We start from the raw sequence: 26,978 nt of genomic DNA, 5'->3' as shown, positions 1-26,978 counted from the left end.
TGGCTTACGCGCGGCCTCATGCGGCGCATCGGCTAAGCTTCAATGGAGCGGTGCGCATGATGATTGAGACCAGCGATCAATATCCGCCGGTCATGAAGATCGACTCGCCAGTCATAAAACTACATGCCTCGGATGACAGCAGGATCGCAGCTCCAACCATTTCCTCCGGCAGGCCGGCACGGCCCATCCAATTGAGGTTTTGTGTGTACAGTGCCCAACCGTCAGGGTCGCTGTCGCGACGATGTGCGTTGCGGTCCGTATCGATCAAGCCGGGCGCAAGCGTATTGAGAAGGACGTTCTTGTTCGCGTAATCTCGAGCTTGGCTCTGGATGAGATTGTGTTGTGCTGCCTTCGTGGCGGCATAGGCCGTAACGACACTCTTTGGTCTGAGCTGGTTAACGGAGCCGATCGAGACGACCCGTCCCCAACCCCGAGCAGCCATCAACGGCAGAACCGTCTGCAGCATGTCCACCGTCGATCCCAGATTCACTGCCAGTTGGAATGACAAGTCACGAGCGCGAAGATCCGCCAGGGTTGCATTGATCTGGGCACTCGCATTGATCACCAATATGTCCAATGGAGCATGAGCCTCGGCCTGCTCGATGAGCTTGCGGCCCGCTTCTGGTGTGGAAAGATCGCAGGCGAGTTCGTGGGCAATGCCGCCGGCTGCTTCGATGCGCGTCCGCACCGCAGTGGTCCCCGCGTCTGCAGTGCTGTGCAAAATTACTTCTGCCCCGGCAGCCGCAAGCCCTTCGGCGATGGCAGCTCCGATACCGCGGCTTGAGCCTGTCACAAGGGCAGTACGACCCTTGAGGCCAAACAGTTTTTCAAGCGTCATGCGTCACCATCAAAAAGGGGGATAGGTGCGCCAGCGACACCGGGACGGCCTGCAAACAGTCCGCCCGAGAGGGGAGCATCCGCAAGCGTTGAGGCGGGCAGCCGCGTACGGGCACTGGTGATGAAAAGCGTCGAAAGGTCAGGGCCACCGAAGCACACACTGGTGGGACGAGGCACCGGTAGCTCCAGGACTTGATCAAGGCTGCCATCTGGAAGGTAGCGGCGAACACACCAGCCATCCCAAATAGCACACCAGACCCCGCCCTCTGCATCAACGGCAAGACCATCGGGCCGACCGTCAGCTACAGCGATGCGTGCAAACTCGCGGCGGGCCCCCAAGGCCCCGGTCTCAGGGTCGCATTCATAGGCGTGGATCAATCCTGGCACCGTATCCACGAAATAGAGGGTCCGACCATCAGGGCTCCAACCCAAACCGTTGGATACGGTGATCCCGCCTTCCTTACGCTGAAAAGCGCCTTTTGCATCGACGCGGTAAAGGGCTCCAGTCGGCTTTGACGCGTCGATACGCATCGAGCCGACCCATACGGCTCCATCGGGTCCGCGCTTGGCGTCATTGAGGCGATTATCGAGGATGCCGGACTCCGGACTGGAGAAAGGGGTCAAAGCACCACTCGCAAAATCGAGCCATTCGATCCCATCCTGTGAGGCAACGAGCAAGCGCCCACCCTCAACAGGGATCACCGCGCTCACGAGCTTCCCGGTTTCGCAACTTTCATTGCGACCGGTCTCGGGGTTGAAGCGATAGACTGCGGGATGCAGAATATCGACCCAGTAGAGAACGCGCTCCTGCGGGTGCCACACAGGGCTTTCACCAAGTTGAGCACCCCACGGCAAAACGCAGCTCAGTTCTGCCAACTGCCTGTCGGTCTTGCTGCGCGGACGGGGCCGCGACGTAATGGCCACGGCACCTGCGGCACCGGTTATGCGACGTGCGGCAGCGATGAGTTCGCGGCCTGTCGGGTGGATGTTGGAGGTGTCGAGGCGCGATGACGGCCCCAGCACGACCAAAGCACCAATCGGGGTATTATCGCGTCCCATTACCGGGGCAGCGACCGAGTTCACGCCAGCCAGATGCTCTTCATAGGACACCGAGTACCCGCGCGCACGTGTCAGGGTCAGGTCTGCTTGAAGGGCTTCAGGTGTAACGAGTGTATGATGCGTGAAACTGTCGAGCGTGAGCCGTTCCGCGAGCGCCCGCCCCATAGCCGGATCCTGAAAAGCTAGAAGCGCCTTACCTCCAGCGGTGCAATGAAGCGGAACACGCCGCCCAACTTCCACGCGAACTGCAAGGCCATTGGCCGATTGTTCGGCTAGATATTGCACCATCGAACCATCTAGCCGGCACATCGCTGCCGTCTCGCCAAGCTCGCCAGCCAACCGTTGCAGTTCTGGCAAAGCTGCAGACACGATGTCGAAACTATCCCAAACGCGATGCGTCATTTCGAGAAAGCGCTGGCCAAGCACATAGGTGCCTGATGAGGCATCCTGCCTCACCAGGCCGTAGGCGATCAGTGTTCTGAGAATTCGGGCAAAGGTTGGTTTCGGAAGGCCTGAGGCGTTTAATAGCTCTGCGAAGCGCAATGGCTCAGGGGCATCGGCTACCATGTCCAACAAGGTCAGGCCTTTAGAGAGTGCGGCTGTCCCTCCAGGCGTTTCGGGTTTCATGCCTGACGTCCTTCAGCCAGGCGACGGCTTCTTGCAGGGGCAGCCTCACTCAGCATGCGCTTCACCGTCCATTCCGCTGAAAAGCCAAGCGTTCGCCTGATAAGCTCGTTTGACGTATGGTAGTAGACGCCTGCACCAGGAAGATCGACCGTAACGATGGGCAGTTCAGTCAGTTCAGACATCAGCGGAACGATATCGGCAAAATCAACAGGCTCGTCCGAACCTAGGTTGAAGGTGCCTCCAACCGCCGCGGGATGATCAAGCGCCAGAAGAACGCCTGCCACCATGTCGCGCGTTTCCGTGATATGCATACGGAAAGGACGGCCATCTTGGTTGCGGGCCAGAACGTGTGACGGTTCCCCGATATCAGCGGCACGCAAGAGGTGGGCTATGGCGGTATTGCCAAAGCCTTCTTGCTGCCTGATACGCGGGCGCAGGAAGAAGCGAGGACCGGAGAAAAAACTATCCTCGTCCAGCAGTTCGGCTGCATCCTGGGTATGCGAGAAGCGCAGGATGACCGTTTCCATCCGACCGGCACGTTGGTGAAATCGGACCAATTCCTCACCAAGGAGCTTGGTCAGCCCGTAGGGTGACGTTGGTTGCAGCGGATGCTCTTCCGTTACCGGCAGAAATTGGGGATTGTTCTCGGGATAAACCTCGCCCGACGACGCAAAAACGAAGCGCCGTACGCCCTCGTTGGCGGCTGCCTGAAGCAGAATACGCGTGCCCTCGACATTGGCAGTGAACATACGCTGTTGATCAGCCGGTACCCAGGACATGAACGCGCCAAGGTGCAGCACGTCATTGATGCCGGACATTGCTTGCGCAACAGCCTGGGCGTCATCCAGGGAACCAACAACTTCATCGGCAAGGCCAGAGCTTCGCAGGTCGAAGCCTCGAATGCTTCGACCTTGGGAACGCAGGGCTGCAACAACTGCTCGCCCGACGCGGCCAGCGGATCCAGTAACGAGGATCATAGTCTCTGTCCTGTCGCAGGGTGAAATAGGTAAAGGTGCTCTGGGTTGAAGCCGAGCCTAAGCTCTTCACCCTTCAAGAGGCTTCCTGAATGCGCAACTCTGGCAATCAGTCCCTTTGATCTGCCTTCATCACCTTGTGGCTGAACCGCTCCTTGAGCATCGAAGTAGACATATTTTTCCGACCCCAGGCTTTCTATAAGGGTGGGCCGCACGGTAAAACTGGCAGGCCCTTCGCCGAGCGATAGATGCTCGGGTCGAAGCCCTACAACCACGGGGCCTTGATGAGCCCCTGACTTGGGCAGAGCCACGTCGCGGCCAAACAAGTTGAAAGTGCCATCTTGAACTTCGGCGTTTAGGAAGTTCATTCCCGGCGATCCGATGAAGCTCGCAACGAAAAGGTTGGCAGGTCGATCGAAGAGTTCGTCGGGCGTAGCGATCTGCTGAATAACGCCACCCTGCATGATGACGACGCGATCTGCCATGGTCATGGCCTCAACCTGATCGTGTGTCACGTAGACGGTCGTAACGCCGATCCGCTTGTGCAATGCGCCGATTTCAGCCCGCATGTTGACACGCAGCTTAGCATCCAGATTCGAAAGCGGTTCGTCCATCAGGAAGGCCTGAGGCTGACGCACGATGGCGCGGCCCAGTGCTACGCGCTGGCGTTGACCACCGGACAGATCCTTAGGTTTACGATCAAGATAAGGCGTGACCTCAAGGATACGAGCTGCGTTCTCGACCCGGCTGTCGATCTCTGCGTTAGTGGCGCCGCGCATCTTTAAGCCGAACCCGATGTTCTGGCGAACGGTCAGGTGCGGGTACAGCGCGTAATTCTGGAAGACCATGGCTATGTCGCGATCGCCTGGTGCCAAATCGGTCACCTCCCGTTCGCCAATGAAGATCTGGCCGTCACTTGCCGGTTCTAGCCCCGCGAGGATCTTCAGCATGGTTGATTTACCGCAGCCGGAAGGGCCAACAAGAACAACGAATTCGCCGTCTTCGATTTCCAGTGAAAAGGGCTCTAGAACCCTGAGGGAGCCATACGATTTGCTGACGTTGCGAATGGAAATGTTAGCCATGCTTCACTTCTCCGCGCCAGCGGTCAGGCCGCCGACCAAATAGCGTTCGAGGAACAGGTAGATGACGATAATCGGGATCGCGACGAACACCGAGGCCGCCGCGATATCGTTCCAGTAGGTGACGTACTCACCCTGCATCGTCGTGATGCCGAGATTGGCGGTCCAATTGTCGGGCGAGTTGACGAGGAAGGTTCGCGCATAGGCATAATCAGCCCAGCTGAGGACAAAAGCATAAAGTGCAGTCGCTGCAAGGCCGGGCGTCGCAATCGGAAGCACCACGCGCCACAAGGCGCCAACAGGTGAGCAGCCATCGACCATGGCTGCCTGTTCCAACTCCCGTGGTATGGTGTCAAAGTAACCCTTCAGCATCCATGTCGCAAAGGGGATGATCATCGTGGAATGAGCCAGAACCAGCGTCCACAGGCTGCCGATCAAGCCCATACGGGAGAAGATGGAGAACAACGGGATGACCAGAAGCGTTGCCGGCAGCATCTTGGCAGTCAGCACGAACAGGCCCATCGTAGCTCCGCCCTTCATCGAGTAGCGCGACAATGCGTAGCCGGCACTGACGGATACCACCATCGAGAGGGTGACGGATCCAACTGCCGCCAGCGTGGAGTTTGTCAGCCATCGCACGATGGGTTTGGCCTCCCACACCCGGGCAAAGACGTCCCATTTCGGATCGTCGGGCCAAAAGGTCGGCGGCAGCCGGTAGAGCTCATCCGTGGTCGACAATGCGGTCACGATCAACCAGTAAACGGGCCACAGAATAACCGCCGCGGTGAGAATGACCGTCGCATAAAGAGCGATGCTTTGAGCGAGACTACGTTTCATGGACATGGCTCCTTAGTAAATGGACCGGGAGCGACGGCCGAGCATCAACAAGCTGGCAAGAACGCAGATCACAAGCGTCAGCACGCCAACAGCCGCCGCTCGACCAAAATTATGATACTGAAAGGCCTGGTCGTAGGTCATGATGGACAGGGTCTGTGTTGAGCGCAGAGGGCCGCCACCAGTCAGAACCTTGATGATCGAGAAGTCGCGAAATACCCACAAAAGCGTCAGGACGACGGTAACACCAAGAACGGGCGTGAGCAGGGGAAGGGTGATCCAACGGAAGCGCTGAAATGCACTCGCTCCGTCCACCCGAGCAGCCGCATAGTAGTCGGCAGGAATGGACTGCAAGCCTGCAAGGCACATGATCGAGACGAAGGGGAAGCCCTTCCAGACCATTGTGATTGCTACCGCCAAGAAGGCGGCGCTCGCATCAGACACCCAGGGCACCATCTGATCGGATAACCCAAGTTGCAGGGCGAGCCAGCCAAATAGTCCGAAGGAGCTGTTGAACATCCAAGCGAAGATCACGACCGCGATAATCTCTGGAACAGCCCATGGCAATGCCATGCCAAGCCGCGCAATTGTACGACCGCGAAACTTGTTGTTGACGAGAAGCGCGCTGCCAAGGCCGACCAGAACGCTGCCGATCGTTACAACCACGACGAGCTTAAGGGTCACCCAACATGCCAGCCAGAATTCCTGGGAATTCAGCAGCCATTGATAATTCGCAAATGAGAAAGGTTTGCCTGCCGCACCGAGCCGAGGAATTTTGACCTGTTGAAACGACAGGTCGATCGCCACAAAGAGCGGCCAAACGATGATCGCAGCGACCATCAAGACTGCCGGAGCGATCAGGATATATCCCAGCAGATGCTGACGGCTTGGTCGCGCGAGATCAAAAAACTTGCGACGCGACGTGATGGAAGTATCGGTCACCATAGGTCCTCCCCCTGGTGGTACAGATTTGATTATTGGCGGAAAGCGAAGCGGAAAGGGTGATCTCAACCCTTCAGCTGTTCCGCCTTTGCCTGCATGGTCTTGGCAACCTCAGCTGGATCCAGGTCCTCGATCAGCATCCGCTGACTTTCTTCCATGATCATCTTGCTGAACTCATTGTAATAGAGCTCAAGACCTGTTGGGATACGATCGACGCCGGCAGCTGCTGCAGCCTTCATCGTTTCAAGCAAAATGGGAAAGTGCGGAAGCTTCTGCTCGACGCCAGAGACGTCAGCCGTCGGGCTTGGCGGCGTGTTGCCTCCCAGCGTCGCGTAGAGCCGCTGATACTCAGGGGACATGGTCAGCTTGATAAAGTCCCAGACGAGGCTTTTTTCCTCCTCAGGGATATCGACCGGGATTGCCAATACGTTGGAAGACCCACCAAGCGGCGGGTTAAGCGGCGGAGCGGCATAGACGATGTCGGCTTTGGCGCTGCCCTTTTCCGTGGTGCCATAAAGCCAAGGTCCATCCAGACGCATGGCCATTTTGCCGTCAGCAAACAGCTTGCGGACATCGCTCGCGGCCATATCGACCGGCCCGACGCCTGACTTGTTCAGTTCCTTCCAGCGCGTGAGTCCGGTGACCATTTCCGGCGTATCGATAGTGATATTGCCATCCTTGTCCGTCCAGTACGCGCCTGCATCCAAAATGTAGTTCAACATCTCGGTCAGATACTGCCCGGGACCGCCCTTGGTCTCATGGCCGGTCCCGAATTGATCAACGATGCCATCACCGTTGAGGTCTTTCGTTGTTGCCTTAGCGACATCAAAAAACTCTTGATAACTGGTCGGGACAGCCAACCCTGCCTGGTCGAGGATCTTCTTGTTGTAAGCCATGACGAAGCCAAAATAGTTCGTCATGATGCAGACGGTTTCGCCGTTCCACTCGCATTTCTGCTGCCCGGCCCACCCGTTCAGGTCGATACCATCTTTTTCGATCCGGCTATCGAGCGGCTCAAGCCAGCCATTGTCTGCAAACATCTGGAATTCGAAGGAAGCAAGATGGACGATCTGAGGCGGCGTGCCCGCTGCGAAGAGCGTCGTCATCGTGTCGGCATACGAGCTACGTTCGGCTTTCGTGAACTCGATCCTGACGCCAGGGTGCTGCTTCTCGAATTCCGCGATTGCGGCTTTCCACCATTCGCCCGTCCCTGCATCATCCGTTTGCCAGGAAATGAACTTCAGGACTGTGTCCGCGAAAGCGGGCGTTGCCCCGCTTGAAGCAACAAGTGCATAGGCGGCCGTGGTTAGTACCAGGCTGCGTAGAAGCTTCCTCATCTTTTTTCCTCCCAATTATATTCAGATGCGCTCGAGTAGAGAAAGCGCTGCTTCGGACGGCCGCACTCCCAGGCCGGGACCTGTCGGCAAGTGATACCGACCTTCACGGCAATCCATGTTGCCCACCAGGAGCCGCCGGTTCGGCTCGAAGATCGAATGCTGGAACTCGTGTCCGCGCATGGTGGGCAGGGTCGATGCCGCATGGAGGCTTGCAGCCAGAAAAATTCCCGCACCTACCGTGGCATGCGGGATCACGTCGATTTTGTGCTTGGCTGCCAGCGCGCCGATGCGAATGAAGTTGGTGATGCCCTTGTGGCCCATTTCGGGCTGGACGATTGCGATGCGACACCGCTCGATACGAGCCAGCATATCCCAATGCGTTCGCCACTCTTCGCCAACTGCAATAGGGATGCTAGTGCCTTTGGAGACTTTCTCGAGACCTGCAATGTCTTCCGTCCAAACCGGTGCTTCCGCAAACCATGGATCGTAGGGCGCCATTTCCTCGATCAATTCGAGGGCGCGTTCTGGTGTTTGGTTCCAGTGCATGTCTGCGGCGATCTTGGCCCGCGGTCCAAGAATGTTGCGGAGGTTCTCCATTTCGCGGGCAGGGCCGTCATCTGCGACGGGTGTAGCGAACTTGAATGAATCAAAGCCGCGATCTTGCCAGTATTTGGCTAGCTCGCCGCGCGCCGCCAACGTCCGTTCCGGCAGACCAGAAACATAGGCTGGAAAACTTTCTTTGCCGCCTCCCAACATCTCGCTTATGGGTTTGCCTGCCTCCTGGCCTGCGATATCCCAAAGCGCGATGTCCAGAGCTGCCAATGCATCGACATAGAAACCACCTATATAGCCGCGGACCCTCATCATGTCGTAGAGATCGTCATAGACGGCGGATGGGTCGAAAGCGTCTCGGCCGATGACAAATCCTGCAAGCAGGTCGTTTATGAGCGCTGCAACCGTGCCCGGGGCGACGATGCCGTATGTCTCGCCCCAGCCAACCACGCCAGCGTCCGTCACCATCCTGACGAGAACGCTGCGGTCGAAGGTTGGATAGACGGTGCGGTTGCCCTTGCGAACGATGTAGCCGTTTGCATTGACCACCTCACCTTCACGCAGGGCGCCAAGATAAGGAACCTTGCGGGGTTGGGTTAGCGTAAAGACTTCGACCGAGACGACAGGACTGCTCATGCTGCTTCCGCGACCAGCAAGCCAAGTTCTGACAAGTTCCGATCGATATCGGTGCACGCTGGGTCATCAAGCATTGGCGTTGGCGCCCTAACGTCGATGTGTTCGATGACACCACGGCGCCTCAACACATATTTCGTCAGGCGCATGCGGTAGACAGCCTGAAGCACGAGCAGTGGCAACGTACGGACGTAGATCTGGCGGGCTTCGTCTCGCCTTCCTTCGTTCCAGGCGCGCGTCAAGGCGACATGCTCGTCGACGATCTCGAGAGCAGGCATGGCCGCAGTTGCCCCGCGTGCATATTCGTCAAGAACATAGCGAGCACCACCGCCTCCGATCACGCCCTTCAGCGTTTGTGGGGCATTGGCGATGATGTGACTGATCGCGGGTCCAGCAGGAAGCGTCTCTTCCTTCACATAGGCCACACGGGGAAGGGCGGTAATAATCTCGATGATCGCGGCGGGACTTAAATCCGAACCCCGGGGGGCCGGCGCATTCTGAAGGATGATCTCTATAGAGGGTAGCGCATCCAACACCTTGCCCAAGAAGTCGATCAAGGCGGGAGCGTCGATACCAACCGATTTCGGAGGCTGAACCATCAGGTGCCGGATGCCCAGGGCGGCAGCTGCAGATCCGTGCGCAACCACTTCTTCCCAGGTGGCAGCGCTGGCGCCGGCGATAATTGGTACACGCCCGCCCACTTCTGCCACCACGATCTTGAGTAGATCAGCTCGCTCCTGGCCGGTCAGCGTCTCCACCTCGCTGGCGAAGCCAGGAAACACCACGCCGTGTACCCCATGGGCCAAAGCGAATTTGGTCAACTTCGCCATCCCCAAGCGATCGACGTCGCCGCCTAGAGCGAAAGGCGTCGGTAGAACCGGAAGAATACCAGTCAGATCAGAACTCATAGCGCAATCCATTTAGTATCATAATATGAGACATGTAAATCACAAATTGACACTAAGCGAAGTTCGCTCGTAAGACAAGGCCTGCCACGCAACTGCCAAGGGATCCTCGACATGGGACAACAAGCGGCTTCGATTATTGTTGATTGGGGAACGACCTCTCTCCGGGCGACCCTCGTGACCGCGGAAGGGCAGGCCCTTGACCACCTGGAGACACAACAGGGCATCTCCGTTCTTGCTAAAGGCGAGCACGAGAAGGTTTTGCTGGAGACTTTGCAGCCTTGGCTTACCGCTCACGGCGCTCTGCCGATTGCAGCACTAGGCATGATCACCAGCCGGAACGGCTGGGTCGAGGTTGACTACGTGCACTGCCCTGCTGGCTTGGAGGAATTAAGCCATGGGACGGTCACCCGAACACTACCAAATGGCTCGCAACTAGTGTTTCTGGCCGGCCTCACTGACCCTGCCGGGAAGCCGTTTGCAGATGTGATGCGGGGCGAGGAGACACAGGTGGTCGGCCTGGGACTAGCAAGCAACCGGACGGTGATCCTGCCTGGAACCCATAGCAAGTGGGCCCTTGTGGCTGACGGACGGATTGCTCGTTTTCAGACCTTTGTCACCGGCGAGATCTTCTCACTTCTCATGAACCATTCCTTCATCGCACGTGGGGCGGCCAATCCCCCGGTCGAAGATGCAGCAGCCTTTCGGCGTGGCCTGAAGGAAGCTGCCGGCACAGGTGCTATGCTTTCCCTGCTCTTTTCGGCTCGCACCGGGGGACTTGCGAAAGAAATTTCTGCTGACGAGTTGCGCTCCTATGTCTCAGGTCTCGTAATCGGACAGGAGTTCCGACAAGCGTCTGAGGAAGGCTGGTTCAAGGCGGGTGATGAGGTGGCAATTGTGGGCAATGATGGTCTTAACGGGCTTTACGGAGTAGCAGCCTCGACCTTCGGTCTAACGGTTAAGGAAGCGTCCGGCAGCGAAGCGATAGATGGCGCGATCGCTATCCTCAAGGCCGCCTGCGATCGCCACCGTGATGTATGATTTTCCGCCCACACTGGGTACCAACCGGCACGAAAATGACATTTATGCCATACTCGCGCAGCTTGAACGCAATGGGGTACCTCGGGCGCCTATTGCGTTCTATGGCTCGTCATCCATCCGCTTGTGGACGGGTCTGACAGGCGACCTCAAGTCGCTGGACGTGGTCAACCTAGGGTTCGGCGGCGGCACTTTCCTGTCTGGGATCCATTACATGGAACGCCTGCTGCTGCCGCTTAACCCAACCAAGATCGTCTTGTATTTTGGTGAGAACGACATCGCGAATGACGGCCTCACCGCACGCAGCACCTTCTCCAACTTCCTGATCCTCCGCGAACAGATATCGGAGAGGTTGCCAACAGCTCGGGTTTTCATTCTATCCACCAAACAGAGCCCGGCACGCTGGCTCTATTCAGATGAAGTCGACCGGTTCAATACACTATGCGCGGATTGGTGTAGCTCGCGCACTGACACATGTTGGATCGATGTGGGCACGGGACTGCTTGGAGAAAACGGCCGACCAATGTCACGTCTCTTTTTGCCCGATCTCATCCATATGAATCCAGCCGGCTACGCGATCTGGGCACATGTCCTAAAGAGTTCACCGGGACTGCTCGACAGATTGCCATGAGAAGCCAGGCTGCCCTGATCAACGATCTAGTTGACGCTGAAAACTGAGAACCAAGACAGTTATTGTTTCGAACTGAGATGAACTGCTTCAGACCAGGCGCAAGGACAGCTGCACTTTTGGCCGAAAGCTGACCGACAGCTTTGAGGATCGAGCAAGCATAAAGCAGCCATTCCGCTACCGACCCCATCGCGGCCGTTCGTAGCGGCTTGTGCTGCGCCCGGAAGCAGCCGTTCAATTTCAGGCGCCCGCAGACGTGAACCGTCTCTCGTAGGCTATTACATTCCAGCTCCGCCGAAACCCTTGCCCAACCAGCGCAGGAACCATCGATCACTCCTGATCGCCTCAGCGATACAGGCCGATTACTTTCGTTGTGATCAATCGCACCAGAAGCGCAAGGACGATCGATGAAGCAAACCAGCCAAAACTAAATACTCCGAACGCCCAGGCAGCGGTTACAGACACCAGCAATGCCACCAGGACGATGGCGAGGTTTCCAACAATGAAATGCACGGCATAGGGAGGTGTAGGCTTCATTCGTTCTCCGCAGGTATGCGTCGTCCGCTTTCGGCCGATGATCGCCGAAAAGCAGACTGACTGCAAACCACCCAACAGTTGCCGTAGCATCCTGACTCGGCTCAAGAGTGGGAAATGATTTCCTAGGGCAAACTCTGGCCGTATCCGGACGGTTCGCTTGCGAGCAGCGCCAGGGGGAAAGCTGCCGTCTCTGATAGCGATACAGCACCAAGTCTGCCTCGTCGGTCACAACTCCAAATCGGGAATCCTGAATGAGAGAGCGACCTGCCTAAAGCTGTTTTTGTGCGTGTGGGGACAGTAGACACCCGCCGCCTCCGGAACGTAACTTCGAACCTATGCAGACAGGATGCGCTAGGGAATAGACTTTTGGCAAGTGACCGAATCAAGACCTGTTTCATTTCCGCGCCGGCCACGGCTGACGTGCGACCCATCGCTGAAGCCCTTATTCAACGCAGAGTGAAGGTCCTAGGACTAAGCGAGTCTTCAGCGGGAACTTCCTGGCAGGCCTCTATTGCTGCGAGCATCGCACAAGCTGACCTCCTCATCGGCGTCTTAACCCACAGCGATATCTCAAATACGATCTTTGAACTCGGATTAGCGGTAGGATACGGCAAGCCACTTCTGATCTTCGCGCCCGCAAAGGGAGGTGTGCTCCCCGCCAGCCTACAAGGCTTTCAAATCGTTCGCACAAGCCTTCAAAATCGCGAAGCGATAGACTTTGCGCTCGATCAGATACTCGCCAGCCCGTTGGGTCCAATCCGACTTGACCAGTCTAGCAGGCCGGCTCCGTTGGCAAGAACGATCGAAACGAGGTTCTATCGCAATCGTCTTTCGCAGTTGATGCACGATGGCCAATTTCGTGAGCTGGAAAGGCTAGTCGCAACTGTATTGCGCGAATCGAGTGCCGAGGTTGTCGCGGAAGCCCCTTCGCCCGGCCGCGGGATCGATCTCGTCGTCTGGTCTGACGGCTTGCAGTCCTATGTCGATAACCCATTCCCGATCGAGATCAAAGCGCGCCTCCGGTCGCGGGAGGACGTCAAGCGCGCATTAGGTCAGACTGAGAAAGCCGCACACACGATTGGCTCGCGCTGGTCGATGCTGCTCTACGGTGAGGGGCCTTCGCAAGATGATCGGGTTTGGCGGAGCAATCCCGCTGTCCTCGCACTCAAGATCGATCATCTATTCGCCCAGCTAGAGTACGTGACATTTCCAGAGATTGTGCGAAGCCTGCGCAACCATCGTGTTCACGGGCTTGAGCACTGATGGCGGCAATAGATCAGGCCGTCGTCCAAGGCTACATGGACGCGAGCGCCGCGGCGCAAACCACGACCGGCCAAGGCCGAGCTCTCGAGGACCTCATCTGCTACCTCTTCGCTCTTGTACCCGGCATCGCCATCACCAGGCGCAATGTTATGAACGTGTTTCATACCGAAGAGATCGACGTTGCGCTTTGGAATGATCCAAGTCCTGAAGGGTTCAACTTCCTTCCCAACATCATCTTGGTTGAATGCAAAAATTGGTCGAACAGTGTTGGGAGCGGCGAAGTCAATTGGTTCGACAGCAAGCTCAGAAATCGCGGGCTCGACATAGGGATTCTGGTGTCGACCCGAGGCATCACAGGCGATCCTAACGATCTGACCGCCGCCCATGCCGTCGTCGCAGCCGCCCTACGCGAGCGAAGACGCCTCGTCGTCATCACCGTTGAAGAGATAGTCGCGCTCGGGGACACAAGTGAGCTAGCACATCTCCTCAAGGAAAAGCTCTGCGATCTCGCGGTGCGAGGGGCGATCGGTTAGAGCCGTTGTGGTCTGAGGCAGAATCACTAGATGGCAAAGTCGAAGAAAGTGGGCGGCGCAACTGCGAGCACGACGACGATCGGCTGTGTTGATGCAGAGGTTCCGAAGGTTTCGATCAGCCAGTGGCACGCGGTGAACGACCGCTTTCGCCACTCCGCTGCGAAGAAGCGATCCGGCAACAACCCCGCTCAGGTGTGGCTGATGGTGCAAACCGTGGACGACATCATTCTGGCGGCCGTTACGAGGCCGACAAATGTAAATTCGCTTTTGCAAGCCCATCGCTGGACCCGATATTTAGCAGCAAGTTCTTTTTGCAGTTTTGTCGTGTGCGCAATATCCTTGGCGATACTCCGCCAGTGAAATATCTTCTGGACGTGCACGTTTGGAATGTGGTGGTCACGAGCGACTTGGGTCGATGGGAATCGACCTTATTGAAACCGTGTTGGATCACATCGATCGCGTCCTCCGGCTGCTTAAGGGGAACGGAGCCCAGCTGCCGCATCGATAATCATCCGGCCTCGGAGGCTCTCCGCCCACGCATGCGGCTGAGCTCAGAGTGCAAAGCGCAGGGAGAGTTGGCGCATCTTCTACGCGTTCGATCCGCGCCGAACAGCCATCTTGCTGGTCGGCGGAAACAAGGTGGGTGACGACCGGTTCTATGAGACCGTGATCCCGATCGCGGACCGTCTTTATGACGAGTACCTGGTCGAGATCCGAGGGGAAGGGGATATGATAGGACATCGTTCATTTAATGAGCTCCGCCAGCGCACGTCGGCCGAGCGTCGCCCGTGTAGCGCGCTTGCGACCCGGACACTGCTACAGAAGATGGCGCTCCACGAGCTGCGCCGGGCGCGGGCGAAGTCCCAGGTGGAGCTGGCAAGCGACCTGCATGTCGGACAGCCGGCCCTTGCAAAGATGGAGCTGCGAGCGGACATGTATATCAGCAATCTGCGCCGCTACGTCGAGGCACTGGGCGGAAAGCTTGAGATCACGGCTCGCTTCCCCAATGTGTTCGTGACGATCAAGAATTTTGCTGAGCTGTCAGCGGGCGAGAAAGCCGCGCAGTGCGGTAAGTCCTCTCCGCTCGCTACATCGTGACACGGAGCATTTGGTGAAGCGGGATTTTTTCCTCTACGAACTCAGCGACGATGAGTTCGAGGCGCTGGTGGTCCAGATCGCCAAGCACCTTCTCGGGCTTGGCGTCACCCCCTTTGCGGCTGGCAAGGATGGTGGCCGGGACGGAAAATTCCATGGAACGGCGGAGCGGTTTCCGAGCACGACCTCCCCACTGGTGGGCCATGTCGTGCTTCAAGCGAAGCACATCAATGCCCCTGACCGCTCGTGTTCGGACCGCGATTTCCTCAAGCTCATGAAGGATGAGCATCCGAAACTAAAGGCTCGGGTGAAGGACGGCATTTGCGACCATTACATGGTCTTCACGAACCGCAAATATACGGCCGGGACCGATATTAAGCTGATTACTGGCCTCGAAGCATGCGGTGTCAAATCGGGCCATGTCCTCGGCGTCGAGTATATACACTCCCTCCTCGTAAGCCACGCCGACCTACAGAAGCATCTGCCGAACGCGAAGGACACGGCTCCGTTCGTGTTCGAGTCCGACGAATTCATCGAAGTGATCCACGCCTTCCGCGACTATACCAAGGATGAGGATGAGTCCGCCTACACCAGCGCTTTCGACTTCGAGTCTGTGAAGCTGAAGGATAAGAACCTCATCAACGGCCTCACCGAAGACTATTACAGACAGGTGATCGTCGCGCGATCGATGCCCTATTTCGATAAAATCAAAGCCTTCCTCTCGAACCCGAGAAATCGTGAGTTCGCCGAAATCTATGCCGACTCAGCCGCAGAGATGAAGGAAAGTATCCTTCTGCACCGTGCAAAGTTCCCCAACTTCGATCACGTGTTCAATTTCCTCTATGGCCACATCCAGAAGCAGCGTCCCGCCCTGCGCCAGAAGCGAAGGCTGGTGAGCATCCTTCTGCACTACATGTACTGCCATTGCGACATCGGCTCGAAGGACCTCACTGCTCTGGTGGAGGCGGAACATGCTGACACCTAGAAAACACCTCGATCTTAATACGTCGCTCCTGCGCGTCGCTGCGATCATGCTAAAGGAGCTTCACAAGCGTGGCGTCATCGAAATGATGACGCTGAAGCAGCGCGTTATCCGCCGGGTAGGCAGCAACGGGGAGCTTATGTTCCTGCCGGCGCTGAACTTCCTCTACCTGCTCGGCAAGGTCGAATACCACGTACAGAACGACACGCTGGAATATCGGACCGACTAATGCAGATCAGTCGGATATATTCAAACCTCCCCACGATCTTCGAGCCGATCGACTTTAATTTAGGCGCGGATGCCGCGCGCCTCAACGTCGTGCTGGGGGAGGTGCGCAAGCCGGCCGACAAAAAGCGCGACTCCCATAACCTCGGTAAGACGACGCTCCTGCATCTGATCGATTTCATGATGCTGCGCGGCATATCGCCGGAGTTCTTCCTGGTGAAGCACAAGCACCGTTTCGAGCGGTTCGTATTCTTCTTGGAGATAAGTCTCAATAGCGGCGATTTCGCCACCATCCGCCGCAGCCCGGCCAACCCGAATGAGATCGGTCTGAAGCGTCACGCCGAGGGCCGACAGAACTATTGCGACGCGGCCGACGACTTGTGGGATCATGTGGCGATGCCCATCGATGCGGCGAAGACGCTTCTCGATGGATGGCTCGACCTGCGCGTGCTCAAACCGTACGATTACCGGAAGGCCATAACCTACTTCCTTCGCTCGCAGGACGACTGGAGCGATGAGCTTCAGCTTAGAAAGTTCTCCCAGGGAAAGGATGCCCACTGGAAACCGTTCGTCGCCCATCTGTTCGGCTTCAAGGGCCAACTCATCGACCGGAAATACCAACTCGATGACGAGATCCAGACCGCGAAGCAGCGTCTTGAAGAACAGCAGACCGAGGTGCAGTTCAAGGAGGACGACCTCCCTGCGCTAATCACGGATATCGCACGGCTAAGGCAGGAGATCGAAGAGCTCTCTGCCCAGCTCGATGGCTTCCACTTTGACGCTGAAGAGCGTCGGATCATGACGCAACTGGTCGATGAGATCGAAGGCGAGATCGCGCAGATAAATAGCACGCTTTACGACATACGCTACGATATCCGTCAGATCGACGTAGCGCTCGAGCAAAAAGACAAGTTCGACCTCGCCGAGATCGAAGAGGTCTTTCGCGAGACCCAACTCCATTTCGCGCAGAGCCTCAAACGCAAGTACGAGGAGCTGGTCGCCTTCAATAAGAAGGTCACCCACGAGCGTGATGTCGCATTGCGTTCGCGCCGACGTGAGCTCGAGGCAAAGCGCGAGGTGCTGCAGAACCGCAATCGCGAGCTCGACGGCCAGCGCCAGGCCAGCATGGCCGTGCTGAAGAACACCAACACCTTTTCCAAATATAAGCACCTGCAGAAGCAGCTCGTCGATCAGCGCGCGCACCTGGTGTATCGTGAGGAGCAGGAGAGAAAGCTCGGGGCCGTCGCGGAAATGGCGCGTTCGGTACGCGAGCTGGAACGTGACCGCGGCCGTATCGTCGATGAAATGAAGGTGATGGTCGCCAAGCAGACGGCCGTGGCCGAGAAGTTCCGGGCGATCTTCAACCGCTATTGCCAGCAGGTGCTCGACCACAATGGGGTGTTCTATTTCCGCCTGAACTCGAGCAACAACCTCGACTATGAGATCGGTCTCGAGGAGAAGGGGCAGATCGGAAAGACGTCGAGCCAGGGTGATGGTACGAGTTACAAAAAGCTCATTTGTGCCCTGTTCGACCTAGCGCTGCTGAAGGTTTACGAGGACGCGGCGTTCTACCATTTCACCTTCCATGACGGTGTGCTTGAGGCACTCGACAACCGCAAGAAGGAGGCGCTGCTGAAAATCGTGCGCGAGCAGATCGCGTCGGGCAAGACCCAGTACATCCTGACCCTCATCGAGGCGGACATGCCTCGCGACGCGAGGGGAAAGCCGATCCCCTTCGGCGACGATGAGGTAGTCCTCCGGCTTCACGATGAAGGTGACGACGGCCGACTTTTCCGGATGGCTGAGTTCTGATGCAGAAGGTCTATTTCGACGAGAGCGGTCAGACGGGCACGAACTTGTTCGATCCAATCCAGCCGTTCTTCGCCTTGGCCAGCACGGACCTATCCGAACGGGAGTCGGCCGACATAATCGCCAGATCGTTTCCCGGGCAACAGGGGCCCGAACTGAAATCAGCGAACGTGTTCAGACGTCCGACCGGACGACGGAACTTTCTGACTTTCGCCAAAGAGGTCGGTGCCAGACCCGACAGTTTTTGCGCCGCAAAGATCAGCAAGCGGTACGTTGTCGTATCGAAGATCGTCGATCAGCTCGTGGAGCCGATGCTGCGCGACGCAGGGTATGACTTCTATAAGGACGGCTATGCCATCCGTTTCGCGAACTCGGTCGGGTACGTGTTCGAGCAACTTTTACCGCGCGAAGATGCGGACCGGGTATTGTCGAGCTACAACGAATTCGCCCGAGCTCCTACTGCCCCGTTGCTCCGCGCGTTCCGGAGTGAGATTGGCTCGGTCTTAGCCAATCCGCCCCGCGGCACGGAAACGTTCCTAAGCTTGATCGCCCAGGGAACTGCAGAGGCAGCAGCTAATCGAAATCTCACAGCATTCGTAGACTCGAACGAGATCCATGTCACGTCGGCGATCGAGTGCATGAAGTTCTGGCAGGAAAAGACGGATGGACCCTTTGAGGTCATCCACGATGAAAGCACGCATTTTTTCAAACGTTCCGACATGTGGGAACGGATGACCAACCCTGATCTTGAGCCGCAGATCTTCACTATCGGCGACAAGACGCTGCGCTTCCCGATACACGTGGTTTCAACGGTCAGCGCGAAAAGCCATGAGAACGCATCCCTTCAGGTATGCGACCTCATCGCCGGCTTCACCAGTCGCGTGTCGGCACCTAGTGTGTCCAAGGAATTGGTACGTTTCCGCCGCGAAGCGATCGAACAAGGTCTTGGCGAGGTCCTGATTTACCCGGTGGAGTTCGGCACTGATTTTGCGCCCGGGGAGCCTCCCCGCGCCGATGGACCTGACATTGTCGATCAGATCGCAAGCGCAATCAGCAAGCCTCGACCAAAGAAGTAGCGGTAGGCCCTACAGCCAGTCCGTCAAAAATCTCACGGCGCAAGCGATGATGACAGCGGCGACCGCGACGCCAAGCACCACCGCGATGGCGCCATCGGCCGTAACGCGCAGCGTCTTGAGCGACGCGTCGATTTCGATCTTGCTCACGTCCGGTCTCCATCGCCTGCGCAGAGTTCCAGGCAACGCACCATCCATGCGTTGAGCGACTGCTTATTCGCCTCTGCCTTGGCGGCCAGTCGCGCCCGCAGGCTATCAGGCATCCGGAGGGTGAATTTCACCTCACCGGAGCCAGCCTCTGGCATCTCACCAAAGAGACGCTCAATACGGTCCGGATCGTAGCTCTGATACTTCTCGAGCCATGCGCGAGCCTCATCCGGGGAAAGGGGAGTGACTTTCTGATAGTCATCCTCAGGTGCGAAGCCTTCGGATTCCTCGTAGTGAAAAAATGCGCCAAACCGGGTCTGATAGAGGAAATTTCCGTAGGTGACCGGAGGGTTCTCTTCGTTCCAGTAGCCACCGATCATGGTGGCGGTCTCCGTATTATAGGTCTTGCCGTCGATGATCCGTTTGCATTTCGGCTGCTGCATGAAACCCTCCATCAGTTGCCGTCAACTAATCAAGACGTAAGTCACTTGCCGTCATCTGTCAACACATGCCGTCACCTGAGATCTGAGCGGACCCGAAGTTTGCTGTGTTCTCTCATTCACATCTCTTGCTATCCCCGTGTCGGGATGTGGCGCAGCTAATGGATGGCGCCCTCTAGGTCATTCCAGGAAGGCATCCGGAGGTCTGCTTCGAGGTTATCAGCAACTGTGTTCGAACGTCCGAAATGGTGCGCATAGCTGTCACCGCGGCGATCCAGGTCGGATCAGCGGCGCATGTCGAAAACCACATGGTTTCCGTTCATTGCTCGCCGGGGAAATAGAACGACCCTGTTAGTGGTCCAAGTTTGTACGAAAACCCCTGTCGTAATCGTGTAATGTGCGGAAACATCCGATTCGAGGTTTCTCGCACATGCTCGTTGGCTACATGCGTGTTTCGTCCGCTTAAGATCGTCAGTCCGTGGATCTGCAGCGCGACGCGTTGATCACTGCCGGTGTGGATGAGCGTCATCTACACCAGGATAAAGCTTCAGGCGCTCTTGACGATCGCCCCGGACTGAGAGCGTGTCTCGACGACTTGCGCAGCGGAGACTGCCTTGTGGTCTGGAAGCTGGATCGTCTCGGCCGTTCCCTGCCGCACCTCCTGTCCATCATTGATGACCTGAAGGGGAGGGGCGTAGCTTTCCGCTCCCTGACCGAACAGATGGACACAACCACGCCTCACGGGGAGTTGCTGTTCTCGATCTTCGGCGCGCTAGCCCAGTACGAACGGGCACTCACGCGTGAGCGTGTCATTGCAGGGCTGGCGGCTGCAAAGCGCAGAGGCAAGCAGGCAGGGCGGCCCAAGGCGCTTGATCAGGAAAAGATCGACCAGATCATCGCAGCCTTGGAAGCCGGCGCCAGCAAGTCTGCTGTATGCCGTACCTTCACAGTCGCGCGTTCCACGCTGATCGACACGCTCGCCCGTGTTGGATGGTCAGGACCTTCGGCTAGCAGAAGCACACCGTCAAAGAAGGTAAGGGCGGGGGCATGAAGACGCCAGCATCTCAGTTCGACCTTTTCGACGAAGCTCCGAGCTATCGGCAATCACCGCGACCGCTGCGTAAGAAGCGGAAAGAGGCTTTAGCAACTTCGGAGGCTTGGGACGCGGAAGTGGCAGCTCAACGGCTAGAACAAAGCGGCCACTACAGAGTGCTGCGCAAGCTGGTACCCAGGCAGGTAGTTCCACGCCTCCAAAGCGCATATCCGAACCTGGCCGTGTTGGTTGATACGGAAACAACCGGTCTGCAGCACACGAAGGACGAAGTGATCGAGATCGGTGCCGTAGCCTTCACCTATAATGATGAAGGTACAGTCGGTGACGTCGTCGGTATCTACAACGGGTTACGCCAACCTTCCTCGCCGATCCCGCCTGATATCACCCGCCTCACCGGCATCACAGACGATATGGTCGCAGGGCAGGATCTCGACATCACTGCACTAGATGCCTTGATCGAGCCAGCCGATTTGATCATCGCGCACAATGCAGGGTTCGACAGACCCTTCTGCGAGAAGCTCTCACCATCGTTCGTGCCGAAAGCCTGGGCTTGTTCTGTGTCGGAGATCAAGTGGGCCGATCTCGGCTTCGAAGGCAACAAGCTCGGCTATCTGGTTGGCCAGTCGGGCCTCTTTCATGAGGGGCATCGCGCCACTGACGATTGTCATGCGCTGCTTGAGGTGCTGGCACGGGCGGTAGAGGAGGGCGGGCAGCCGCCCTTCGCCGAGCTGCTGCGATCGAGTACACGCTGCAGGATCCGCATCTTCGCCCAGAACTCACCGTTCGATATGAAGGATCATCTAAAAGCGAGGGGATACCGTTGGTCGGAGGGAAGCGACGGCAGGCCCAAGGCATGGTGGATTGAAGTGGATGAGGATCTTCACGATGATGAGCTTCGCTACTTACGTACGGAGATCTACAGGTGGGATGAGGCCGAGCCACTAACGATGCGATTGACAGCCGAGGATCGGTTTCGACAATGAATTTTAATCGGGAACTGGAGTGAACCTCTTGGGCCAGAACTTTAGTTTATATCGAAAATGCAGCGCAGTAATTCTTCAAGTGGAGGTCTGCAATTCGGAGAGGGAAGCCGTAACGTGAATAGCGAGTCTGCTGCATCCCTGCTGTCTCCGCGCTGAAATGCGAAAAGAAACATGAACGGCATATGCGAAGCGGCCTAGAGAAACGGGTGAACGGCGATGTCCAGACGTGACCCTTTCATCGGGCGTGCTGCGTTACTGCAGGAACTCAGTGCACTGGTGCAGTCTTCGGCTTTCGTCTCGGTCATCGGCCCAGGCGGCGTCGGCAAGACCCGTTTGGTCTTGGAATGGCTTGCCGCAAACGAACGAAACGAGGCCAAGCGCACCGCGTTTGTGCGGCTCGATGGCCTGTCAGATGCCTCCGCCGTGCTCGGAGCCGTGGCGGCTGCGGTGGGAATGCCGCAGACTGGCGGACGGCCATATCCTGAGGCGATCGTGCAATGGCTATGCGATACCGAGCTGCTGCTGGTGCTCGACAACTGCGAGCATGTCATCGACGAGGTCACCGCTTTGGTAGACGCACTTGTGACGGATACCCGAAAGGTTTCCGTCCTGACCACCAGCCGCGTTCCACTCAGCTTGGTCGGCGAAAAGCAGCTGCGGTTAAGGGTGCTCGACGAACAAGCCGCGATCGACCTGTTCGTCGAGAGGGCCAGCGATCGAGCACCGAGCCTACGCTTGGCAGGCGCGGCACTGGGCGCGGTACAGGCAATCTGCCAGGCAGTGGACGGCCTCCCGCTGGCGATTGAGCTCGCTGCGGGCTGGACCGACATCGTGCCAGTAAACGAAATCGCCTCACAACTCTCGCAAGGGTCCGACCTTCTGCAGCGGCGCGGTTCGAGGCCGACGCGGCATGATACTCTCGACGACACCATCCGGTGGAGCCATGCGCTCCTGACGTCTAGCGCGCGCCTTCTGCTGCGCCGCCTTGCAGCTTTCCCGTCAAGCTTCTCGCTGGAGGCCGTGGCGCCTGTGTGCGCCGGGGAAGGGCTGACCCAGGCGGACGTTCTGCCCGCGCTGCGCGAGTTGGTGGAACACTCGCTGGTTCAGTTCGATTTCAGCACCGCACGCTATCGGCTTCTTCATATGGTGCGGTTGTTCGCGGCAAAACTGGCGCAGGAAGCCGGCGAACTGGACACCGTACGACACACTCATGCGATGCACTTCTCGGCGCTGGCGCAACGGGCGCGAGCCGTCAACTTCGTGCCTGAAGATACCTGGCTTCCCGAGCTTCAGGGAGACGTGGACAATCTGCATGAAGCGCTGCGTACCCTCCTGTACGAAGGGCGGGGCGTCGAAGCTCTGGGAACTGCGGTTGCCCTCACGATGTTCTGGTGGACAGCCAGCCGGCATCGCGAGGGCATCAGCTGGTTGCGTGCTGCGCTCGACCAGGCCGGCGAGGCGCCTGTCATGCTGCGGGCAGCAACTCAGTTCAGCCTTGGCTTTCTTGAAGCGCACGACACAGGTGACTGGCTGAATGCTGCGATAGAGCTGGATCGCGGACTGGCGCTTCTGGAGGACTTGGACGAGCCTGACGCCGATCTTTTGCGTGGCTATCACCTTTGTCTTCGCGGTGAATGTGACATTATGGCGGGCAGCAAAGACGCCGGATTGCGGCGTGCTATCGAAGGGGCGGAGCTGATCGCGCGCTACCCGGAGGATCGATGGGGCCAAGGCTTCGCAGCTTGGAATGTTGGCTTCGGTCATGAACGTCTGGAAGAGTGGGAACAAGCTGCCAGCCGCTATGAGTCGGTCATTGCTTCTCAGCATGAGGGCAGCCTTGTGGTGCGGATGATCGGGTATCAGAGCCTTGCGGGCGTTCTGGAACGCAATGGCAGGTCAGGGGCGGCTCTGCCGTTCTATGACGAAGCACTGGCATTGTGCGAGCGCGTCGGTCTGGAGCGCCTTGGCGATGTGCATGGTTCGCAGGCGCGGCTGCTGGCCGATTGCGCGCGGGTTAGGATTGTCGCCAGGGAAGACCCGGATCGGGCAAAAGCCCTTGCTATCAAGGCTGAAGCGCTGGCCGTACGCCTTCAAGATGGCGCGGCCCGTGAGATCGCCGAGTGCGTTCTGCAGCGACTGGCTACGCCTTTGTCGCATGTCAGTGTTTTCCGGCAGCGCGATGCTGTCTGGATCATCCAGTTCGATGAACATGAGGCCGTACTGCCTGACAGCAAGGGACTACGGCAGATCCGGCATCTTCTCCAGTCTCCAGGGATTGAGATCTTCGCCAGCGATCTCGCAGCAGCAGCCGACGGCGAGCCTCGTGAGATCGGCCGTGGTGATCCGGTGCTGGATGCGGAGGCGGTCGCTGGCTATCGCAAGCGCTTGCGGCTCCTTGAACGGGCGCTGGCCTTGGACGAGGACGCGTTGGACGTTGATCGGCGAGCAAGCGTTCTTCGCGAGCATGAGCTTGTCTCACAGCAACTGGCGAAGAGCTCTGGCCTGGGCGGGCGGGCCAGACGTCTCGGTTCGCCCCAGGAACGGATGCGGGTGAATGTGACCCGCACGCTGCGCGCCGCCGTTGCCCAAGTCGAAGCTGCCTGCCCAGCGCTCGGGCAGCATTTGGCGCTCTCCATCAAGACGGGCAGCTTCTGCCGTTATCAGCCTCCGGTCTCAGTGGACTGGAAGTTTTAAGTCCCCGGCCTCATGCGATCGCGGGTAAAGCTGCGAGCAGTTTTTCTTTGTGTCGGGAACCGAGAGAAGCGAAACAGCTGTCGTACCGCGCCGCTCGATTGTGACGGGTCGACCACTCTGCGTTTAAGCGTCGACTTGAACACGCCCGACCAAGGGCGAGTTTCTTCCGCAACTGAAATGTGTTCGATCGCATCGAACACCCCTGCTGGTTCAGCGAACGCCACAGCTTCAGGTCTGTCGAAGCAAAGAGGCTTCAACGCTGACCAGAGGGAGACCCTGTGAGCAACACTGAAATCGTCAAACGTCTTTATGCAGGCTTTGCATCTGCGGACCTGCCTGTCGTTCTTGCCGACATGTCACCTGAAATCGAGTGGACAGAAGCGGAAGGCTATCCGTACGCAGGGACCTTTCATGGGCCTCAAGCAATTGTGGATGGCGTGTTCGTCAAGCTGGCGAGTGAGTGGAACGACTATCGGGCTGTACCCGATCGCTATGTGAGCGAAGGCGACGAGGTCATCGCGCTTGGGCACTACAGCGGTACGTTCAAGACAACCATGAAGAGCTTCCGTGCACCGTTTGTGCATGCCTGGACGATCCTCGACGGAAAGATCGTCAGGTTCGTCCAGTATGTCGATACGGTCTTGGTGCAGCGGGCTCTTGCATGAGAAAAGCTCTCGCTTGGCCGCATCCCTACACTCCGAAGCGGATGCCTCATCGTCTCCTTCGCATCGCCGTCGGTTGCCGGAGTAAACGGCAGGATCCAAATCGATGACAGTTGATCCAGCCTTGCCGTCAACGGCTGTCCATCGCAGAACGCCAACGACGAGCCGCACCCGTTTCGACACGCTGCAATTCAACCGGATTGTTCTGCTTGCCTGCGGCTGCCTTTTGGTACTGGTGCTCACGATTGCGTTGGTTGGCCCCGAGACTGCCCCGCCTCTTGCTGACCGTTCTGGCAATCTTGGCGTCTACCTCGACGATCCTTTCGTCAAAGAGATTCCGGACGACGGCAACGTCGTACTTAGGCCGGAAATGCCTTCAGCTGCCAATGTCAGCTGGGAAATCAGTTTCGATTATGGAGCTACCTACCAATATCTACGTGATGGCCATGAGTTGACGATCACTGCGGCAGATGTAGGCGACGAAGGACTGTACCTACGTGCCTTTAGGACAAATGCCAATGGGCGCCACAAATCTAGCAGACCATACTTTCTGATCAGAAGCCGGGAATATCATCGTAACTGAGAATGGTTATAGGTTTAGTAGGCTTGCCTGCCTGTCCTGAGCGATGATGGAAGCAAAGGCATCACGTTCAGGCTTGCGAACAGCGCGCCGGACAACGGCGCGGGCGCTGTTCCAAACATGTGGCTCAAAGTGTCCGCCACCTGGATTGCCGATGGCGGAACGTAGTGACTGCACGCTGTTGCTCTTGGCTTGCCTCGGCGAAAGCAGAGCTTATCGGGCAGTTGTTGCAAGCAATATCTAGCGAGTGATGGCGCAAAATACTTCTAATGGCATGAGGTGAGGCTATCAACGACAAAGGCGGCGTCACGGATGAAGCGGAAAGGGGATGAACTGACGCGGGCTGCCAGGTTATTTGTAGTGCCTGCCACCATGCCGAGCTGCGATCGTAGGCAACCGTCGGATAGCTGAAGACGGCCTGTGGCATGGCAACAGACATCGCAAGAACTTTTCGCAAGATAACTTGCAGGATTTATCATGTTGCAATGAGATTTGCATTAGCTTAGACTGAGAGCATGGGAGAGGCAGTGTCAGTTTTGGAGCGGGTTAAGAAGGTTGCTGAGGCGCTGACCCGCGCAGAGCAGTTGCTCGTCAAGCAGATCATCTCAAGCCCACGTGACGTGGCATTGGGCACCGCTAGCGCATTGGCGCAACAAATCGGTGTGCACGAAGCGACGGCGTCGCGGCTTGCAAGAAAGCTTGGCTATACGAGCTATGCCAAGTTCAGAGCAGCGATCCAAGAAGAATTTCTTGTTCGTACCGATCCGGCGATGCGGGTCCGCAACACCCTTGAGAAAACAAGCGAAGCTGGGCTGATCACCGATTTGGTTACCCGTGAGATCGAAGCGCTCGCCGGCCTACAGCGATACATGGATGATGCGACGCTAAAGGCCGCGGCCAGGGCTTTGTTGAACGCAGGACGCATCTATGTGTTTGCGCGCGGTAATGCGGAAGCCCTTGCTGTTCTAATCGAACGTCGCTTGCGCCGCATGGGTTGCGATACGGTCGTGCTGGAAGGCGAGGGCCGAGATCTGGCGGAGCAGGTGCTCGCAATGGATGAAAAGGATGCAATTGTCGCCTTTGCGTTCCGTCGCCAGCCTACCCATTACGCAGCCTTGCTCAACCGAGCGCGCGATGTGGGCGCTACATCTGTCGTCATTTCGGGAAGCGTCGGCCCATCGCTGGTTCCAGCGGCGGATCACCTTCTCTTTGCGCCACGAGCGGGATCGCAGGACGCCTTTCAAACCCTGACTGTGCCGATGGCGATCAGCAATGCGCTGGTGCTTGCAATGGCCAAGGAAGAACCGCAGGCATCGTTGCTCTACCTCGAAACCTTGGGTCAGTTGATCGACGCGTTCGAGTAGGAGGAGACTGCAAGGCTAATTTCATGCGCACAAAATCTGCAAGTTAATATGCATGTCATATCCGCGCTGCAAAGGAGGTTGCATCGCGGAAG

28 protein-coding genes are annotated in these 26,978 nt (G+C 57.6%); 16 read left to right on the top strand and 12 right to left on the bottom strand.

The features are described 5' to 3' along the window. Positions 1-76 precede the first annotated feature (76 nt). From RTX98_RS03490 to RTX98_RS03450, 9 genes are all read right to left on the bottom strand, one after another. The gene (locus tag RTX98_RS03490; protein ID WP_312794611.1) at positions 77-838 is read right to left on the bottom strand and encodes an SDR family oxidoreductase; all 762 of its coding nucleotides are present in this window, start codon (positions 836-838) and stop codon (positions 77-79) included. Continuing rightward, on the bottom strand, positions 835-2,523 hold the full coding sequence (locus tag RTX98_RS03485; RefSeq protein WP_312794610.1) for an SMP-30/gluconolactonase/LRE family protein: 1,689 nt from the start codon (positions 2,521-2,523) through the stop codon (positions 835-837). Before RTX98_RS03485 ends, RTX98_RS03490 begins: the two co-directional genes overlap by 4 nt. Further along, complete coding sequence (locus RTX98_RS03480) at positions 2,520-3,500, bottom strand: NAD(P)-dependent oxidoreductase (RefSeq protein ID WP_312794609.1); 981 nt, start codon at positions 3,498-3,500, stop codon at positions 2,520-2,522. Before RTX98_RS03480 ends, RTX98_RS03485 begins: the two co-directional genes overlap by 4 nt. Continuing rightward, positions 3,497-4,579, bottom strand: a complete 1,083-nt coding sequence (locus RTX98_RS03475) for a sn-glycerol-3-phosphate ABC transporter ATP-binding protein UgpC (RefSeq protein WP_312794608.1) — start codon at positions 4,577-4,579, stop codon at positions 3,497-3,499. The genes RTX98_RS03480 and RTX98_RS03475 overlap by 4 nt, the downstream gene beginning before the upstream one ends. A gap of 3 nt (positions 4,580-4,582) precedes the next feature. Continuing rightward, a complete protein-coding gene (locus RTX98_RS03470; protein WP_312794607.1) occupies positions 4,583-5,413 on the bottom strand; it encodes a carbohydrate ABC transporter permease in 831 nt (276 codons plus the stop codon). 12 nt (positions 5,414-5,425) lie between these two features. Next, positions 5,426-6,355, bottom strand: coding sequence for a sugar ABC transporter permease (locus tag RTX98_RS03465; RefSeq protein ID WP_312794606.1), 930 nt, complete (start codon positions 6,353-6,355; stop codon positions 5,426-5,428). A 62-nt stretch (positions 6,356-6,417) separates the two neighbouring features. Beyond that, positions 6,418-7,689: a sugar ABC transporter substrate-binding protein gene (locus RTX98_RS03460; RefSeq protein ID WP_312794605.1), complete on the bottom strand. Its 1,272-nt coding sequence runs from the start codon at positions 7,687-7,689 to the stop codon at positions 6,418-6,420. A gap of 21 nt (positions 7,690-7,710) precedes the next feature. Further along, a complete protein-coding gene (locus RTX98_RS03455; RefSeq protein ID WP_312794603.1) occupies positions 7,711-8,877 on the bottom strand; it encodes a mandelate racemase/muconate lactonizing enzyme family protein in 1,167 nt (388 codons plus the stop codon). Then, positions 8,874-9,782, bottom strand: a complete 909-nt coding sequence (locus RTX98_RS03450; RefSeq protein ID WP_312794600.1) for a dihydrodipicolinate synthase family protein — start codon at positions 9,780-9,782, stop codon at positions 8,874-8,876. Before RTX98_RS03450 ends, RTX98_RS03455 begins: the two co-directional genes overlap by 4 nt. A 111-nt stretch (positions 9,783-9,893) precedes the next feature. Between RTX98_RS03450 and RTX98_RS03445 the strand changes: the two genes are divergently transcribed. Next, entirely contained in the window at positions 9,894-10,820 is a 927-nt protein-coding gene (locus RTX98_RS03445) for a 2-dehydro-3-deoxygalactonokinase (protein WP_312794598.1), read from the top strand. Beyond that, positions 10,813-11,448: a GDSL-type esterase/lipase family protein gene (locus tag RTX98_RS03440; protein ID WP_312794635.1), complete on the top strand. Its 636-nt coding sequence runs from the start codon at positions 10,813-10,815 to the stop codon at positions 11,446-11,448. The genes RTX98_RS03445 and RTX98_RS03440 overlap by 8 nt, the downstream gene beginning before the upstream one ends. Before the next feature lie 342 nt (positions 11,449-11,790). Here the strand turns inward: RTX98_RS03440 and RTX98_RS03435 are convergent, their stop codons facing one another. Next, complete coding sequence (locus tag RTX98_RS03435) at positions 11,791-11,982, bottom strand: hypothetical protein (RefSeq protein ID WP_312794597.1); 192 nt, start codon at positions 11,980-11,982, stop codon at positions 11,791-11,793. Between the two features lie 420 nt (positions 11,983-12,402). Here RTX98_RS03435 and RTX98_RS03430 point away from each other — a divergent pair, with 420 nt between their 5' ends. The 8 genes from RTX98_RS03430 to RTX98_RS03395 all read left to right on the top strand — a co-directional run bounded on the left by RTX98_RS03430 (position 12,403) and on the right by RTX98_RS03395 (position 18,965). Then, a complete protein-coding gene (locus RTX98_RS03430) occupies positions 12,403-13,245 on the top strand; it encodes a hypothetical protein (RefSeq protein WP_312794595.1) in 843 nt (280 codons plus the stop codon). Beyond that, positions 13,245-13,778, top strand: a complete 534-nt coding sequence (locus tag RTX98_RS03425; protein WP_312794593.1) for a restriction endonuclease — start codon at positions 13,245-13,247, stop codon at positions 13,776-13,778. The genes RTX98_RS03430 and RTX98_RS03425 overlap by 1 nt, the downstream gene beginning before the upstream one ends. A gap of 30 nt (positions 13,779-13,808) precedes the next feature. Then, the gene (locus tag RTX98_RS03420; RefSeq protein WP_312794591.1) at positions 13,809-14,138 is read left to right on the top strand and encodes a hypothetical protein; all 330 of its coding nucleotides are present in this window, start codon (positions 13,809-13,811) and stop codon (positions 14,136-14,138) included. Positions 14,139-14,417: 279 nt separating this feature from the next. Beyond that, on the top strand, positions 14,418-14,876 hold the full coding sequence (locus RTX98_RS03415; RefSeq protein ID WP_312794634.1) for an XRE family transcriptional regulator: 459 nt from the start codon (positions 14,418-14,420) through the stop codon (positions 14,874-14,876). Positions 14,877-14,889: 13 nt separating this feature from the next. Next, positions 14,890-15,858, top strand: a complete 969-nt coding sequence (locus RTX98_RS03410; protein WP_312794589.1) for an ABC-three component system protein — start codon at positions 14,890-14,892, stop codon at positions 15,856-15,858. Further along, positions 15,845-16,084, top strand: a complete 240-nt coding sequence (locus tag RTX98_RS03405; protein WP_312794587.1) for an ABC-three component system middle component 8 — start codon at positions 15,845-15,847, stop codon at positions 16,082-16,084. Before RTX98_RS03410 ends, RTX98_RS03405 begins: the two co-directional genes overlap by 14 nt. Next, positions 16,084-17,892 carry a DUF2326 domain-containing protein gene (locus RTX98_RS03400; protein WP_312794586.1) on the top strand — a complete coding sequence of 603 codons (1,809 nt, stop codon included), beginning with the start codon at positions 16,084-16,086 and terminating at the stop codon, positions 17,890-17,892. Before RTX98_RS03405 ends, RTX98_RS03400 begins: the two co-directional genes overlap by 1 nt. Continuing rightward, complete coding sequence (locus RTX98_RS03395) at positions 17,892-18,965, top strand: DUF3800 domain-containing protein (protein WP_312794585.1); 1,074 nt, start codon at positions 17,892-17,894, stop codon at positions 18,963-18,965. Before RTX98_RS03400 ends, RTX98_RS03395 begins: the two co-directional genes overlap by 1 nt. A 9-nt stretch (positions 18,966-18,974) precedes the next feature. Here the strand turns inward: RTX98_RS03395 and RTX98_RS03390 are convergent, their stop codons facing one another. Then, positions 18,975-19,112 carry a hypothetical protein gene (locus RTX98_RS03390; RefSeq protein ID WP_312794584.1) on the bottom strand — a complete coding sequence of 46 codons (138 nt, stop codon included), beginning with the start codon at positions 19,110-19,112 and terminating at the stop codon, positions 18,975-18,977. Then, entirely contained in the window at positions 19,109-19,552 is a 444-nt protein-coding gene (locus RTX98_RS03385; protein WP_312794583.1) for a toxin-antitoxin system HicB family antitoxin, read from the bottom strand. The genes RTX98_RS03390 and RTX98_RS03385 overlap by 4 nt, the downstream gene beginning before the upstream one ends. Before the next feature lie 475 nt (positions 19,553-20,027). Here RTX98_RS03385 and RTX98_RS03380 point away from each other — a divergent pair, with 475 nt between their 5' ends. The 6 genes from RTX98_RS03380 (at position 20,028) to RTX98_RS03355 (ending at position 26,886) form a co-directional block, all read left to right on the top strand. Further along, positions 20,028-20,600 carry a recombinase family protein gene (locus RTX98_RS03380; RefSeq protein WP_312794582.1) on the top strand — a complete coding sequence of 191 codons (573 nt, stop codon included), beginning with the start codon at positions 20,028-20,030 and terminating at the stop codon, positions 20,598-20,600. After that, positions 20,597-21,586, top strand: a complete 990-nt coding sequence (locus RTX98_RS03375; protein ID WP_312794581.1) for a 3'-5' exonuclease — start codon at positions 20,597-20,599, stop codon at positions 21,584-21,586. The genes RTX98_RS03380 and RTX98_RS03375 overlap by 4 nt, the downstream gene beginning before the upstream one ends. Before the next feature lie 216 nt (positions 21,587-21,802). Beyond that, a complete protein-coding gene (locus tag RTX98_RS03370; RefSeq protein ID WP_312794580.1) occupies positions 21,803-24,280 on the top strand; it encodes an ATP-binding protein in 2,478 nt (825 codons plus the stop codon). A 278-nt stretch (positions 24,281-24,558) separates the two neighbouring features. Next, on the top strand, positions 24,559-24,945 hold the full coding sequence (locus RTX98_RS03365) for a nuclear transport factor 2 family protein (protein WP_312794579.1): 387 nt from the start codon (positions 24,559-24,561) through the stop codon (positions 24,943-24,945). A gap of 103 nt (positions 24,946-25,048) precedes the next feature. After that, the gene (locus tag RTX98_RS03360; RefSeq protein WP_312794577.1) at positions 25,049-25,525 is read left to right on the top strand and encodes a hypothetical protein; all 477 of its coding nucleotides are present in this window, start codon (positions 25,049-25,051) and stop codon (positions 25,523-25,525) included. A gap of 524 nt (positions 25,526-26,049) precedes the next feature. Continuing rightward, the gene (locus RTX98_RS03355) at positions 26,050-26,886 is read left to right on the top strand and encodes a MurR/RpiR family transcriptional regulator (RefSeq protein WP_312794575.1); all 837 of its coding nucleotides are present in this window, start codon (positions 26,050-26,052) and stop codon (positions 26,884-26,886) included. Positions 26,887-26,978: the final 92 nt, after the last annotated feature.

The sequence above is a fragment of the Tianweitania sp. genome (assembly GCF_032053605.1).
Classification (GTDB): Bacteria; Pseudomonadota; Alphaproteobacteria; order Rhizobiales; family Rhizobiaceae; genus Tianweitania.
This window is presented reverse-complemented; position numbering and strand designations above follow the sequence as displayed.

Excerpts from the sequence above, each read along its gene's own strand:
- RTX98_RS03490 (WP_312794611.1), bottom strand. The coding sequence starts at position 838 with ATGACGCTTGAAAAACTGTTTGGCCTCAAGGGTCGTACTGCCCTTGTG.
- RTX98_RS03485 (WP_312794610.1), bottom strand. The coding sequence starts at position 2,523 with ATGAAACCCGAAACGCCTGGAGGGACAGCCGCACTCTCTAAAGGCCTG.
- RTX98_RS03480 (WP_312794609.1), bottom strand. The coding sequence starts at position 3,500 with ATGATCCTCGTTACTGGATCCGCTGGCCGCGTCGGGCGAGCAGTTGTT.
- RTX98_RS03475 (WP_312794608.1), bottom strand. The coding sequence starts at position 4,579 with ATGGCTAACATTTCCATTCGCAACGTCAGCAAATCGTATGGCTCCCTC.
- RTX98_RS03470 (WP_312794607.1), bottom strand. The coding sequence starts at position 5,413 with ATGAAACGTAGTCTCGCTCAAAGCATCGCTCTTTATGCGACGGTCATT.
- RTX98_RS03465 (WP_312794606.1), bottom strand. The coding sequence starts at position 6,355 with ATGGTGACCGATACTTCCATCACGTCGCGTCGCAAGTTTTTTGATCTC.
- RTX98_RS03460 (WP_312794605.1), bottom strand. The coding sequence starts at position 7,689 with ATGAGGAAGCTTCTACGCAGCCTGGTACTAACCACGGCCGCCTATGCA.
- RTX98_RS03455 (WP_312794603.1), bottom strand. The coding sequence starts at position 8,877 with ATGAGCAGTCCTGTCGTCTCGGTCGAAGTCTTTACGCTAACCCAACCC.
- RTX98_RS03450 (WP_312794600.1), bottom strand. The coding sequence starts at position 9,782 with ATGAGTTCTGATCTGACTGGTATTCTTCCGGTTCTACCGACGCCTTTC.
- RTX98_RS03445 (WP_312794598.1), top strand. The coding sequence starts at position 9,894 with ATGGGACAACAAGCGGCTTCGATTATTGTTGATTGGGGAACGACCTCT.
- RTX98_RS03440 (WP_312794635.1), top strand. The coding sequence starts at position 10,813 with ATGTATGATTTTCCGCCCACACTGGGTACCAACCGGCACGAAAATGAC.
- RTX98_RS03435 (WP_312794597.1), bottom strand. The coding sequence starts at position 11,982 with ATGAAGCCTACACCTCCCTATGCCGTGCATTTCATTGTTGGAAACCTC.
- RTX98_RS03425 (WP_312794593.1), top strand. The coding sequence starts at position 13,245 with ATGGCGGCAATAGATCAGGCCGTCGTCCAAGGCTACATGGACGCGAGC.
- RTX98_RS03420 (WP_312794591.1), top strand. The coding sequence starts at position 13,809 with ATGGCAAAGTCGAAGAAAGTGGGCGGCGCAACTGCGAGCACGACGACG.
- RTX98_RS03405 (WP_312794587.1), top strand. The coding sequence starts at position 15,845 with ATGCTGACACCTAGAAAACACCTCGATCTTAATACGTCGCTCCTGCGC.
- RTX98_RS03400 (WP_312794586.1), top strand. The coding sequence starts at position 16,084 with ATGCAGATCAGTCGGATATATTCAAACCTCCCCACGATCTTCGAGCCG.
- RTX98_RS03395 (WP_312794585.1), top strand. The coding sequence starts at position 17,892 with ATGCAGAAGGTCTATTTCGACGAGAGCGGTCAGACGGGCACGAACTTG.
- RTX98_RS03385 (WP_312794583.1), bottom strand. The coding sequence starts at position 19,552 with ATGCAGCAGCCGAAATGCAAACGGATCATCGACGGCAAGACCTATAAT.
- RTX98_RS03375 (WP_312794581.1), top strand. The coding sequence starts at position 20,597 with ATGAAGACGCCAGCATCTCAGTTCGACCTTTTCGACGAAGCTCCGAGC.
- RTX98_RS03370 (WP_312794580.1), top strand. The coding sequence starts at position 21,803 with ATGTCCAGACGTGACCCTTTCATCGGGCGTGCTGCGTTACTGCAGGAA.
- RTX98_RS03360 (WP_312794577.1), top strand. The coding sequence starts at position 25,049 with ATGACAGTTGATCCAGCCTTGCCGTCAACGGCTGTCCATCGCAGAACG.